The organism is Bacteroides luti (genome assembly GCF_900128905.1).
GTDB classification, from domain to species: Bacteria; Bacteroidota; Bacteroidia; order Bacteroidales; family Bacteroidaceae; genus Bacteroides; species Bacteroides luti.
The window spans coordinates 1-14305 of sequence record NZ_FQTV01000020.1 but is presented as its reverse complement, the minus strand read 5'-3'; the positions used below and the strand labels follow the sequence as shown (position 1 = coordinate 14305).

The window sequence follows — 14305 nt, the reverse complement described above, 5'->3', positions numbered from 1 at the left end:
CTATTTGGTTATGGTTGAGTATGACAATTTAGATTTCTCTTTCAGAAAGAGAATGCCGGAAGTAATAATGGTATCACCCGGTTCAAGTCCCTCGGTTACCTCAACCAGAGAAGCTTTACGAACTCCCGTTTTTATAGTTACGAAGTGCGCTTTCCCTTTATGAGCAATAATCACACTTTTATCATCTTCCTGAGGAATGATAGCCTGAGTAGGAATCATTAAGGCTTGAGGGTTATTGCCAAGCTTTAGTTCCACATTGGCAAAAGCTCCCGGAATAAGTTCTTTGGATGATGAGTTTATCACGGCTCTCACTTTCAGATTACGTGTTGCATTGTCGATACCCCGTTCGGTGGCAATTACCGTTGCATTATATTGCTTTTCATTATTATACATGGTAAAGTTCACCTTCATGCCGTTAGCTATTTCCGAACTGTATTTTTCCGGCACAAAGAAATCGAGCTTTAATTTGTTGCTTGTGCGAATGGTAGCCAGTGATGTAGACGAGTTGATCACAGCACCAACGCTGATATTCCTCAAACCAATAATGCCGTCGAAAGGAGCGCGTACCTCCATCTTTCGTATCACTGCCTTTTGTTCGGCAATGTTTGCCTTTATTGTATTTACTTGCAGGAGCGTCTGTTCGTAATCGTTCTGACTAATACCATTTACCTTTATCAGTTTAGTCTGTCGGTTATAAATCTGCTCCTGAACAGCCAGTTGCGATTGCAGTTTTTTCAATGCAGCCTGCAAATCATCATCATACAGCTTAACCAGCAACGTTCCCTTTTTTACAAATTTACCTTCAGGCAGATTTAACTTCACTACCCGTCCGGCAACTTCATTCTTTAACTCTACTTCATCGAAAGCCAGCAATGATCCAGTCACTGTAATGTCTGCAACCAGTAAAGTTGGCTTTACAACAAAAGCATCCACCTTCTTTTGTCCTTTCTCCTTTGGTTCCTTATTCTTGTCGGCCGACTTAACAAATCCTACATATAGGAAAAAAGCAGAAAGCAATATAAGTACTGCTGCAATAAGTATGTTTGTCCTTTTTTTCATTTCTTATGTTTATGAAAACAGTGTTTGTAAGTTAGTATATTAAAATGTAATATATGCTGCATGGTTAAGAAACGATTTTTATCTATCGAAGTATTTATGAGCTAAATACAGTATATGTTAAAAACTGATATCGCAAAACTACAAAATAATTTATAAAGTTAAAGGACTTTTAGAAGTATTTCTTGTAATAAATGAGGCTTGCCTGTGGGAATTAATATCTTGTGTAATAATAATGTAAAAGCGGAAACTAATATTACTTTTTCAAATAATAGTATTACATAGAATAATTTCTCGATTAATTTTGTAATTTCGCCGCGCATTAGATTTGTTAACAGATCTAAAAACAAGAACTCGATGAATGCAACTACAGAATTAAAAGCCTTTAATCAACTATTTACTGACTATCAAAGTCGTTTTATTCGTTTTGCAAATTTTTATGTTCGTGATACTGCTATTGCTGAAGATTTCACGATAGAGGCTCTTATGTATTATTGGGAAAACAGACACAGACTTGAGTCTGAAACTAATATTCCAGCTTATATATTGACTATTATTAAAAATAAATGTCTGAATCATCTAACTCATCGTCAGACTGTTGAAAATGTTTCGGAAATGTTGCTTACCAATGCTCAATGGGAACTTTCAACGCGTGTGGCATCACTTCAGGAATGCGAACCGTATGAGCTCTTTACAGCTGAAATGAATGAGATCGTAGATAAAACTCTTGAATCGCTTCCAAAGCAAACCAAAGATATATTTATTATGAGCCGATATCAGAACATGTCTCATAAAGAAATTGCTGATAAATTGAATATTACTACGAAAGGTGTTGAATTCCACATCTCTAAGGCAATTAAGGCACTTCGTATCTCTCTCAAAGATTATATGCCGGTTCTTCTTTTTTTCCTATAATGAAAAAAAACTCATTTTTTCACTAGGGATACTTATCTTTCATCTGCTTTTATAATATATGATCAATAAAATGGATAAAGAAACATTATATCGTTTTTTCGAAGGAAAGGCTACGCCTGAACAAGAATCAGAAATCAGAGCATGGATGGAATCCTCTGATGAAAATGGCAAGGAGTTTTTCCGTGAAAGGAAATTATTCGATGCAATAGTTCTTTTGGGTAAACAGGATAAAGAGGTTACAGAAAATAAAAGACCTTTCTATACAAGGATTCCAGTACGTGAATTACTCAAGATTGCAGCTGTTATCATATTTACTCTTTCAGCTACATTATTTATTCAGAACAAAATTCTGTCTGATGACAGAGTAGCTATGAATATAGTTTCTGTTCCTGCCGGACAACGGGTTAACTTAACTCTTCCTGATGGAACAAATTTATGGCTTAATGCATGTTCAACGCTTAAGTATCCGGCTGTGTTTACCAAAAATAAGCGCGAAATAATACTTGATGGTGAAGCTTACTTTGAAGTTGCACACAATAAGAAGAAACCATTTATTGTACATACCGGGAAATGTGATGTAGAGGTACTTGGTACTAAATTCAACGTTGAAGCATATTCTAATAAAAGCAAATTCGAAACCTCTTTGATGGAAGGATCTGTTAAAGTATCGTTAGCTAGCAATAATGCAGAATCCTTGGTTTTAGCACCTGATAACCGGGCTTACCTGGAAAGAGGAAAGTTAGTCTCTGCTAAAATTGAAGATTATGGAAATTATAGGTGGAAAGAAGGACTTATATGCTTTAAGAATCTTCCCTTTTCGGATGTTATGCTGAAACTTGAGAAGTATTTTGATATTAGAATTGTCATTAATAATAAGAAAGTGAGAAGCTGTATTCTTACCGGAAAATTCAGGCAGTCAGATGGTATTGATTATGCGCTGAAAGTATTGCAGAAAGATGTTTATTTTAATTTTAAAAGGAGCGAAAACAACGACGTGATATATATATATTAAAGTTTAACCTTAATCTCTAAGCCCATGACATAAACACATTTAAAACAAAACTAAAATTAAAAATGCCGACAGGTATTGGCGTACCCATCGGCATTCAATTAACACAATTCGTTTCACAAAATGTATTAATAACCAATTTTTGCAAAGATATGAAAAACATTCCTTTGTTGGGTTTTCATCACTATGAAAATCCACAAATTAACCATTTTTTTAGAATTATGAAAGTTACTACATTCTTTCTTTTCTTCTTTGTATTTTGTTTAATGGCTGAGAATAGTAATTCTCAGAGTGCCAGAGTCAACATATCAAAGAATGATGTTGCATTAGAAGCTGTACTGAATGAGATAGAAAGTCAAACCAACTATCTTTTCATTTACAATAATAATGTGAATGTTTCCCATAAAGTTTCAGTAAATTCCAAAGGAAAACCTGTTTCTGAAATATTGGATAACTTATTGAAGAATACTGATATTGATTATTCAATGGAAGGAACACATATTATTCTTTCAAATTCAGGAAAAACAAAATCAACAGCTGTTGCTCAACAAAATAACAAAATAAACATAAGTGGTAAAATTACCGATGAACAAGGTGAACCTATCATTGGTGCAAATATTAAAGTAAAAGGCACAACAGATGGTACAGTCAGTGATTTTGAAGGTAATTTTAATCTAAAAATCACTAACCCAAGATCTATATTACAAGTTACTTTTATTGGATACAATACCGCAGAAATAGCCCTGAATGGCAAAACTCATGTAACAGTAAAATTAGCTGAAGACCGTAAAATTCTTGACGAAGTTGTTGTTGTTGGATATGGTTCTCAAAAGAAAGTAACTCTTACCGGAGCGGTATCGGCAATTAAGAGTGATGAGTTACTTACTACTAAGAATGAAAATGCTCAGAATATGCTAACAGGTAAAGTGTCGGGTGTTCGTGTTGTTCAGAAGAGTAGTGAACCTGGAGAATTTAATAACACATTCGATATCCGTGGCTTAGGTAATCCTTTGATTATTATTGATGGTGTACCACGTGATAATATAACCCGACTTGATCCGAATGATATAGAAAGTCTTTCTGTATTGAAAGATGCATCGGCTGCAATTTATGGTGTGAGAGCTGCTAACGGTGTAGTATTGATCACTACTAAAAAAGGTAAAGCCGGAACAGTAGATCTTGATTATAATGGTTCAGTTGGCTGGCAAAGTCCATCAGGCTCTCCGAAAAGTGTATCGGCTGCAGAGTGGATGATTTTGGCTAACGAAAAGAAAATGCATAATGTAAATGGAGGTACTTTACGTTATTCTCTTGCCGAAATAGAAGAATATGCAAGTGGCAAAAAGCAAAGTACAGATTGGTACGATGCTGTAATGAGAAAAAATGCTCCTCAAACACAACATAACATAAGTGCTACCGGTGGAAATGATAAAACTCAGTACTATGTATCTGCTGGCTATGAATATCAGGAATCATTCTTACGTAGCAATAGCCTGAACTATGAACGCTATAATGTTCGTTCAAATGTAACAAGCAAGATATCCGATCGTTTAAAAGTAGAGTTGCAAATAAGCGGTATTATGGACGAGAAGAATCAGCCTTATGAAAGTGCCGATTGGATTATTCGTTCATTCCAGCGTGCAGCTCCAATTCAGCCTATTTATGCAAACAATAATCCTGCTTACATTCAGGAAGGAACAGTTGATGGATCTAATCCTGTTGCTATGATGGATGCTGATATTTGCGGATATAAGAAATTTAATAATAAATGGTTTCAGTCTTCATTCAGTGCAGAATATGATGTTCCTTACCTTACAGGACTTAAGGCTAAGGCCATGTTAAGCTACGATTACAGAAACTCTGATAATAAATCGTACATGAAGGAATATCAGCTTTATAAATATGATGAGGCTGCTGACAAATATAATGCCGTAACTCACCAGAGTCCAAGTAAAATTCGTCGTGAGTTTTATTCAAAAGATATGGTATTGTACCAACTTTCATTGAATTATAATCACACCTTCAACTCATCTCACAATGTAAATGCATTGGTGTTACTTGAAGGTCAGAAAAGAAACGGCGATAACTTCTATGCTCAAAGAGAACTAGCTTTAGGGCTCGATCAGTTGTTTGCCGGCAACAGCAAGAACCAGGAAGGCAACATGAGCACCGGATCGGGTGATTTGTATAAAGAAGCCAATATGGGATTGGTGGGAAGATTAGGTTATGATTTCAAATCCAAATATCTGGCTGAGTTCAGTTTCCGTTATGACGGTTCTTCAAAATTTGCAAGTGGACATCAATGGGGATTCTTCCCATCTGTATCCGGAGGATGGCGTATCTCTGAAGAAGGTTTCTGGAAAGATTCCAAACTCAATTTCATTAATAATATGAAGGTTCGTGCTTCATACGGTAGAATGGGTGATGACAGTGCTTCAAGTTATCAGTTTGTCACAGGTTACACTTATCCTGCCGGAGGTTCAAACAATCAGTTACCAGGCGGATCTGTATTTGATGGAACATTCGTAAATAGTTCTGTAAATAAAGGTATTGCAAACCAAAATATAACATGGTTTGTAGCTAAAACATTTGATGTTGGTTTTGATATGGAAGCATGGAATGGTTTGTTAGGTGTGTCTGCTGATTACTTTACTCGTGATCGTTCAGGCTTGCTTACTACCCGTGCTATGAGTTTACCAGTTGTTGTTGGTGCCAGTCTGCCTCAGGAAAACTTGAATGGTGACTTTACCAATGGTCTGGAACTTGAGTTGAATCATCGCAATCATATCGGAGATTTTAAATACAATGCAAAAGGAATCTTCTCTATTACGCGTACCCAAAACACATACCAGGAAATGTCTGCTAAAGGCAACTCCTATGATAACTGGCGCAATAATTCAAATGACCGTTATCAGAATATCTGGTGGGGATATGGAAGCAATGGAATTTACCAATCTTATCAGGATATAGCTAATAGCTCAGTATATGCTTCCCGTTCAACTCTTCCTGGTGATTATATTTATGAAGACTGGAATGGAGATGGTATTATTTCAGATCTTGACAGACACCCTATCAGCTTCTCAGGAACTCCTATCGTTAATTTTGGTTTGACATTAGGTGCAGAATGGAAAGGATTCGATTTGAATTTATTATTCCAGGGATCAACCATGAATTATGTATCTTATGTAGAGCAATTGATTGAACCAATGTGGGGATCAGATTACTCAAATGCATTGGCAATGTTCCTTGACAGATGGCATCCTGCTGATCCTTCAGCTGATCCATACGATCCAAATACTCAATGGGTTTCCGGAGATTTAGCTTATACAGGTTCAGTTCCTGAATCGGATTCAAAATTCCGTATACACAATGCTTCGTATGTTCGTTTAAAGAGTGCAGAATTAGGCTATACATTACCTTCGGCTTTAACTAAGAAAGTTGGCATAAAGAGCGTTCGTATGTTTGTAAACGGATACAATCTCTTCACACTCTCCAGCATGAAATATATAGACCCGGAACATCCTAGCGATAGCTACGGTAACTTATATCCTTTGAACAGGACTATTTCTCTTGGTCTGAATGTTAAATTTTAAATTAAAATACGATTATGAAAATAGCTAAATATATATTGTGCTTGTTTTTTATCTTCAACATCTCTTCATGTATTAATATGGATATCCCTCCAATGAATGTTGTTCAGGATAAAGATGTTTTTGGTACAAGTAATGGTATTTCATCATATATGGCACGTCTTTACAGCTGTCTGCCAATAGAGGATTTTCGTTATACTCCTACACGTTTATTTAATCATTTCTGGCTTGTAAATCCTCCAAGTTGTATCACTGGTGAGGGACTAAGCCGTGATATGGGTGGTGCTTCCAGTGAAAATGTAGATAATAAAATTTTCAGTGATTTGTATGTTTTAATTCGTAATTGCAATTATTTCCTCGAAACAATCGATCAGTATAAAGATAACTATACTGAGAAAGAGTTGAATAACTGGAAAGGTGAAGCTTACTTTGTAAGAGCCGTTACTTACCATGCACTTGCAAAACGTTACGGTGGTGTTCCTTTGGTAAATAATGTACTAAAGTACCCTGAACAACCTGTTGATCAGCTTAATGTTCCAAGATCTTCCGAAGAAGAAGTTTGGAAAGCAGTATCAGCTGATTTTGATAATGCCATAAGCCTGCTTTCAGAAACCAATCAGCGCGGACGTGCTACCAAATGGGCTGCTTATGCCTTTAAGTCAAGGGCTATGTTGTATGCAGGTTCTATTGCAAAGTACAATCAGATACAACTATTTGATAGCAAAAACGGAAATAAACGTGTTTGTGGAATGGATGCAAGTCTGGCTCAGGGATTTTTCCAACAGGCTTATGATGCAGCGAAAGCTGTTGAAGGCCATCATGATCTATACATGAAAGATTGGAAAGCAGGTGATTTGACTGCTCAATATACAAACTATCTGAATTTGTTTTCTGATGCAGCAAGTACAGAGGCTATTTTTGTGAAAGAGTATTCTTATCCTGAATCAGTACACGGTTACGATGCTTATAATGTTCCTGCACAATGTAAAGGTGCTAACGGATATTCTTCTGAGATAAGCCCAACACTCGACTATGTTGAAATGTTTGATGGTCTGCCAAAAGACAGCAAAGGACATCTTGATGTATATAATGCAGATGGTACTTATAAATTGTATAATAACACAATGGATATTTTTGCAACTGCCGAGCCTCGTTTAAGAGCTACTGTAATTTTACCGGGAGATCAGTTTAAAGGTGAATCCATTGAAATTCGTCGTGGTATTTATGTAGGTAAAGATGATGCAGAGACTGGTAAGATTAATCGCTTATTACCTGAAGGAAATACAAGCAGATATGAAAATTATGTAAATGTAGGTGGTAAAACACTTATTATTAGCTCATCTAATGCTAATCAAACAGCTTATACACTTCATGACGGAACAAAGATGAATCCGGCTGGTGCCAGCGGATACTTTACTGGCGATGGTACATGTGCTTTGTCTGGATTTACCATTCGTAAGTGGTTAAGTGAAAGTACTCCAAAAGCTTTGGTACTCGAAAATAGAGCAACTCAACCCTGGATAGAAATGCGTTATGCAGAGGTACTTCTAACTAGAGCAGAAGCTGCTGCAGAACTTGCTTCTTTAGGCAAGGCCGATTATCTGAGCGATGCTTATTCATGCATTGATAAAATACGTAACCGTGCTGGTGCTACATTACTAAGCAGTTCCGAAAAATCATCTGTTGCAAGTTTCACAAGTGCAGTTCGTAAAGAACGTCGTAAAGAACTGGGCTTTGAAAATAAAACATGGTGGGATATGAAGCGTTGGAGAGTTGCAGATAAAGAACAACAAAACACTCGTTACTATACATTGATGCCATTCTATGCAGATTATGCTGGTAAGTATTTCTTTGATATCCGTTGGGATGAAAGAGGTAACACCTATACTTTTGATACAAGATGGTATTACCAACAAATACCTGGCAATGCAATTTCAACAAGTAATAATCTTATTATTCAGAATCCTGGTTACTAATTCTATAAATATAAGAAAATGAAAAAAATAATATATTCAATAGTTTATGCACTCTGTTTGTTCTGCTTCACATCCTGTGAGTATGATAATTATGAAGCACCTGCTGAGACATTTAAGGGCACCGTTATAGATAATACAACAGGTAAAGGTTTCCAGACTGAAGTTGGTGATGGAGGCGTTCGCTTCAAAATGCTCGAACTTAGCTGGAGTAATAATCCTACTCCCTGGTATTTTACTTGTAAACAAGATGGTCAGTTCCAGGACACTAAAGTTTTCGAAGGCAATTATAATATAACCCCTCTGGGAGCATTTGTACCTTTTGTTCAGACCGACAATACCGGTAAAATTACCAAGGATGAAAGTCTTACAATTGATATAAAAGGAACTGTAACTCATGAATTCAAGGTTGATCCATTTCTTGCTGTTTCATGGGTAGGAGAGCCGGTTGCAAACAGTAACAGCACCATCAGTACACAGATTAAAATAGAAAGAGGAACTACTGATCCTAATTTTCAGCAGAATTGCATTGATGTGTATCTGTATGTAAACTACTCTAGTCCTTATGTAGGAAATAATAACTACGACAGTCGTTATTCTGTTCACCTGTCTGGTGCTGATGCAAATAATGCAGTTGGAAAGACCATCACTCTTACCACTCCGGTATTGCCAGGCAGCCGTATATACTATGTGCGTGCCGGTGCCCGTATTGACTATAGCGTTGACGGAAGTAGAAGATATAACTATAACGAGCCTAAACAGGTAAAGGTTTCTTAGTTTAGTAGAGAGTTGTTTTCTTTATAATTAGTGGGTATTCAACTTAGTGCGAAATGTATTTTTGTTTGAATACCCATTTAATTTAATATTTAAACTATAATAGATATGTATATAGATAAAGGTATATTAATGGGGGCTATTTTAACCATCGCTTTTGCTGGCAGTTCAACGATGGTTAGCGCTCAAAAGATTGATTACAGAAGAGAAAAAACTACTTTTCAAACATCGGGACAATGGAAGCCTGTTACTGATGTAAGATCAGATGTTGCTATTGTTTATGGAGCAGGCGACAGGAAAAACTTAACTTTTGAACAGCGGGTTCAATCCTGGCGTGATAAAGGATATATAACTCATTTCATGACCGGAATAGCCTGGGGAGAGTATCAGGACTATTTTACGGGAAAATGGGATGGCAAAATGCACCTGGATGAAGGTCAGGTACAACAAAACGGAGATACAATCTGGCATGGACACATGGTTCCTTATATTGTGCCTACTGACAATTATATCAAGTACATGAAGGAGAAGCATATAAAGCGTGTAATTGATGCAGGTATCGATGCTATTTACCTTGAAGAACCTGAGTTCTGGGCCAGAGCCGGGTATAGTGAGGCTTTCAAAAAAGAGTGGAAAAAGGAGTATGGATTCGATTGGCGTCCGCAACATGAATCTCCCGAAAATACATACTTATCAAATAAACTAAAATATAAACTGTACTATAAGGCACTGAAGGAAGTATTTACCTTTGCTAAAGAGTACGGAAAAAGTAAGGGAATGAATGTACGTTGTTATGTACCTACACATTCATTGGTAAACTATTCGCAATGGCAAATTGTAAGTCCCGAAGCTAGTCTGGCATCTCTTCCATGTGTTGATGGATACATTGCTCAGGTATGGACCGGTACTTCTCGCGAACCTAATTTTTATAATGGAATTAAAAAAGAACGTGTTTTCGAAAATGCATTTCTCGAATATGGATCTATGGAATCTATGACAGCTCCAACGGGCCGTAAAATGTTCTTTTTAACAGACCCTATTGAGGATTGGCCTCGTGACTGGGGAGATTATAAGAAAAACTATCAGGCTACTTTTACAGCACAATTGTTGTATCCTAATCTTGCTAATTATGAAGTAATGCCTTGGCCCGACAGAATTTATGAAGGCTTATACAGAAAACCCAACAGCGAAGAAAAAGAACGCATTCCACGATATTATTCTACCCAGATGCAGGTTATGGTAAACTCACTGAATGAGATGCCTTTGTCTGATAATAAAGTCAGTGGATCTGCAGGAATAAGTGTACTGATGTCTAATTCATTAATGTTCCAACGTTTCCCAACACACAAGGGATATGAAGATCCTCAGCTATCTAATTTCTACGGTCAGGCGTTACCATTCCTCAAACGAGGTGTTCCTGTGAAGACTCTTCATATTGAAAATGTATCCTATCCCAAAACATGGAAAGATACTAAGATCTTAATCATGTCATATTCAAATATGAAACCTCTTTCTCCCGAATCTCACAAGTATATTGCCGATTGGGTGAAAGCCGGAGGAGTGCTTGTGTATTGCGGAAGAGACTCAGATCCTTTTCAAACTGTACAGGAATGGTGGAATACAGGAGGAAACACCTTCTGTAAACCTTCAGAGCACTTATTTAAGTTAATGAACATGGAGCCTTCTGCCAACGAAGGCGAATATACTTTCGGCAAAGGAACTGTTTATGTTATACGCAAAGACCCGAAAGAATTTGTGATGCAATCAGGTAACGACAGTCAGTTGGTTAGTATAGTTAAACAGTTGTATGAACAAAAAGCAAAAGCAGGCATACTGGCATTTAAAAATAATTTCTACCTGGGCAGAGGAGCGTATGATTTAGTTTCTGTTATGGATGAAAGTGTAAGTAAAGAACCATATATTCTGAAGGGACGTTTAATCGACTTATTTGATCCTCAGCTTCCTGTTGTGCATGAAAAGGTTGTAAATCCGGGTGAGCAGGCATATATGTTGAACATAGACAGACTAAAGAACTTAAATAAACCTCAGGTGTTGGCTGCTGCCTCACGTGTATATAATGAAAAAGTAACCAAAACAAGTTATTCGTTCATCACCAAAAGTCCGCTCAACACTTCTAATGTGATGCGCATTCTGTTGCCTTCAAAACCTGCAACATGTACAATTACTGATGCCGCAGGAAATAAAGTGGCAGATGCAAGCTGGAACTGGGATAACGAAAGTAAAACCTGCAAAGTAACCTTTGAAAATAATCCTGATGGAGTTAAGGTGCAAATTAAATGGTAAAGCAGTGATCAAGATAATTCTATGATCATGCACAGCTTATTATTTGTGCTTTTAATTTAAAGAAGAAATATAATGAAAGAATTAAAACTAATAGCTATAATATTATTTATTATCCTCTATGCTCCGGTTCAGGCTGCAGAAAAAGATTTTGTGAATTATGTGAATACTTTGCAAGGTACTAACTCCAGGTTTGAGTTAACCAGAGGAAATACATACCCTACACTGGCTATGCCATGGGGTATGAATTTCTGGACTCCTCAAACCGGAGTCAACCGTGATGGATGGATTTATCAGTATTTCAAGGATTCCATACGTGGTTTCCGTCAAACACATCAATGCAGTTCGTGGACTAATGATTATGCCGCCTTTTCATTGATGCCTGTTTCAGGCAAACTGGTAGTCGACCAATACCAGAGAGCATTACGCTTTGATCATAAAAATGAAATTGCCAAACCGCATTACTATAAGGTAACATTCGATAATAACCTTACAACAGAAATGTCTCCAACAGAAAGAGGCGTATACTTCAGATTCAGTTTCCCTCAGGAAAAAGATGCTTATGTGGTAGTGGATGGAAATAGTGGCGGAAGTATGGTACGAATCTATCCCGAAGAACAGAAAATAGTAGGATATTGTAAAAATGCCAATCATTCGGTGCCCCAAGGCTTTACCAACTATTTTGTGGTAAAATTCAACAAACCGTTCAAGGCTTATGGAACCTGGAAGAACGACAAAGGTGACATATCAAAAGATAGTAAAGAAGCCTTTGGCGATTATGTCGGATCTTATATTCAGTTTAGCCCTGATGAACAAGTAGAAGCAAAGGTTATCTCTTCCTTTATCAGTATCGAACAGGCAGAGCTTAGCTTCAAGAAAGAACTGGCCGGCCTGAATACGCTGGAAGATGCAAAATCAAAAGCTCAGGATGCATGGAACAAGCAATTAGGGAAAATAGAAGTAGAGGGTGGCACTCCCGAAGAAAAGGCTACATTCTATTCATGCTTCTTCCGTTCTATGCTTTTCCCAAGAAAGTTTTATGAATACGATGCAAATAATAATCCTATTTATTATAGCCCTTACGATGGTAAGTTGCACGAAGGATACATGTATACCGATAATGGATTCTGGGATACTTTCCGTGCACAGTTCCCTTTAAATATTTTCCTGCATCCCGAGATGCACGGACGATATGTAAAGTCGTTGGTTGATGCTTACGATCAGAGCGGATGGTTGCCATCCTGGTCATTCCCGGGACATAGTTGCGGAATGGTAGGAAACCATGCTGCTTCCCTGCTGGCCGATGCCTATGTTAAAGGAGTAAGAACGTTTGATGCGGATAAGGCGCTGGAAGCAATGTATCACGAAGCAACCAATAAAGGAACAATCGGACCATCAAATGGGCGCGATGGCTGGCAGGATTACTTCAAGCTGGGTTATGTACCTTATCCGGGATATGCGGAATCGGTAGCAAAAACTTTGGAGTTCTGTTATGATGATTTTTGTGCCATGCAAGTAGCTCGCCTATCCGGTAACAGTCATTATGAGGATATCTTCAAACGACAGATTTACAACTATAAGAATGTGTATGATCCCGGTACCCGTTTCATGAGAGGAAAACAAAAAGATGGAAAGTGGGTTCCAAATTTTGATCCTTCGGAATGGGGAGGCCCTTATACGGAAGGATGTGCATGGCATTATCACTGGTCGGTTTTTCATGATATACAGGGATTAATCAACCTGATGGGAGGCGATCATAACTTTGTATCTAAGCTCGATTCTGTTTTCTCTGTTCCTAATACTTTCAAAGTGGGAACATACGGAAGGGTTATTCACGAAATGGCCGAAATGGAAATGATCAATATAGGACAGTATGCACATGGAAATCAGCCTATCCAGCACATGATCTATCTGTATAACTATGCCGGTTCTCCATGGAAAACTCAGTATTGGGCACGCGAGGTGATGCAAAAGCTCTACAACTCAACTCCCGATGGATATCCCGGAGACGAAGATCAGGGACAAACCTCTTCCTGGTATGTTATCAGTGCATTAGGCTTGTATTCTGTATGTCCGGGTACTGATCAGTACGTGGTTAGCTCACCGGTATTCCCTAAGATGACTGTTCATTTGGAGAATGGAAAAACTCTGACTATAGTATCTGATGGCAATTCGCTTAAAAACCGTTATATCCAGTCGGCCAGTCTCAATGGTGAGAAGTTTACCCGTACATGGCTTACCTATAAGGAGCTGATGAATGGAGGTACTATCCAGTATAAAATGGGAAATAAACCTAATAAGTCATGGGGAACATCAATAAAAGACAGACCCTATTCTGTATCGGTCAATCTGAAATAAGAAATTTACAAAAAAGTGAATCTTGATATAAGTAATTTGCTCTTATTATTTGTATTAGCAAAAGGTTATCCCTTTTTAGTAAAACAGAAACCGTTATAGATTTAATTATATATTATGAGAAATAAGAAATTATTAGCAGCTATTTTCACTGTGCTTTTGCAGTGGGTGTCAAATCCAGTTTTTGTATCTGCAGCCAGCAGTGATTCATCTTCACCGGTAGATTACGTCAATCCTTTGATTGGCAGCCAGTCTACTTATGAGTTATCAACCGGTAATACCTATCCTGCCATAGCCCTTCCCTGGGGAATGAACTTTTGGGTTCCTCAAAC

Annotated in this window: 9 protein-coding genes; 8 read left to right on the top strand and 1 reads right to left on the bottom strand. The window is 37.5% G+C overall.

The window, feature by feature from the left end:
* The gene (locus BUC21_RS14650) at positions 1–1059 is read right to left on the bottom strand and encodes an efflux RND transporter periplasmic adaptor subunit (protein ID WP_083547724.1); all 1059 of its coding nucleotides are present in this window, start codon (positions 1057–1059) and stop codon (positions 1–3) included.
* A gap of 354 nt (positions 1060–1413) precedes the next feature.
* Between BUC21_RS14650 and BUC21_RS14645 the strand changes: the two genes are divergently transcribed.
* From BUC21_RS14645 to BUC21_RS14610, 8 genes are all read left to right on the top strand, one after another.
* A complete protein-coding gene (locus BUC21_RS14645) occupies positions 1414–1971 on the top strand; it encodes an RNA polymerase sigma-70 factor (protein ID WP_073403771.1) in 558 nt (185 codons plus the stop codon).
* A gap of 70 nt (positions 1972–2041) precedes the next feature.
* Positions 2042–2983, top strand: coding sequence for a FecR family protein (locus tag BUC21_RS14640; RefSeq protein WP_073403769.1), 942 nt, complete (start codon positions 2042–2044; stop codon positions 2981–2983).
* A 62-nt stretch (positions 2984–3045) separates the two neighbouring features.
* Positions 3046–6573, top strand: a complete 3528-nt coding sequence (locus BUC21_RS14635) for a TonB-dependent receptor (RefSeq protein WP_245797133.1) — start codon at positions 3046–3048, stop codon at positions 6571–6573.
* A gap of 14 nt (positions 6574–6587) precedes the next feature.
* Positions 6588–8546 (top strand): RagB/SusD family nutrient uptake outer membrane protein, encoded by a 1959-nt coding sequence (locus BUC21_RS14630; RefSeq protein ID WP_073403767.1) that lies wholly within the window; start codon positions 6588–6590, stop codon positions 8544–8546.
* Positions 8547–8564: 18 nt separating this feature from the next.
* Complete coding sequence (locus BUC21_RS14625) at positions 8565–9320, top strand: DUF3823 domain-containing protein (RefSeq protein WP_073403765.1); 756 nt, start codon at positions 8565–8567, stop codon at positions 9318–9320.
* 171 nt (positions 9321–9491) lie between these two features.
* Positions 9492–11621, top strand: coding sequence for a hypothetical protein (locus BUC21_RS14620; protein ID WP_073403763.1), 2130 nt, complete (start codon positions 9492–9494; stop codon positions 11619–11621).
* A gap of 72 nt (positions 11622–11693) precedes the next feature.
* Positions 11694–13976, top strand: coding sequence for a GH92 family glycosyl hydrolase (locus tag BUC21_RS14615; protein ID WP_073403761.1), 2283 nt, complete (start codon positions 11694–11696; stop codon positions 13974–13976).
* 114 nt (positions 13977–14090) lie between these two features.
* A partial coding sequence (locus tag BUC21_RS14610; protein WP_139261458.1) for a hypothetical protein occupies positions 14091–14305 on the top strand: 215 nt, incomplete at its 3' end.

What these genes read in the sequence shown, in the direction of transcription:
- BUC21_RS14620 (WP_073403763.1), top strand. Translation starts at nt 9,492, where the DNA reads ATGGTTAGCGCTCAAAAGATTGATTACAGAAGAGAAAAAACTACTTTT.
- BUC21_RS14615 (WP_073403761.1), top strand. Translation starts at nt 11,694, where the DNA reads ATGAAAGAATTAAAACTAATAGCTATAATATTATTTATTATCCTCTAT.
- BUC21_RS14625 (WP_073403765.1), top strand. Translation starts at nt 8,565, where the DNA reads ATGAAAAAAATAATATATTCAATAGTTTATGCACTCTGTTTGTTCTGC.
- BUC21_RS14630 (WP_073403767.1), top strand. Translation starts at nt 6,588, where the DNA reads ATGAAAATAGCTAAATATATATTGTGCTTGTTTTTTATCTTCAACATC.
- BUC21_RS14645 (WP_073403771.1), top strand. Translation starts at nt 1,414, where the DNA reads ATGAATGCAACTACAGAATTAAAAGCCTTTAATCAACTATTTACTGAC.
- BUC21_RS14635 (WP_245797133.1), top strand. Translation starts at nt 3,046, where the DNA reads ATGCCGACAGGTATTGGCGTACCCATCGGCATTCAATTAACACAATTC.
- BUC21_RS14650 (WP_083547724.1), bottom strand. Translation starts at nt 1,059, where the DNA reads ATGAAAAAAAGGACAAACATACTTATTGCAGCAGTACTTATATTGCTT.
- BUC21_RS14640 (WP_073403769.1), top strand. Translation starts at nt 2,042, where the DNA reads ATGGATAAAGAAACATTATATCGTTTTTTCGAAGGAAAGGCTACGCCT.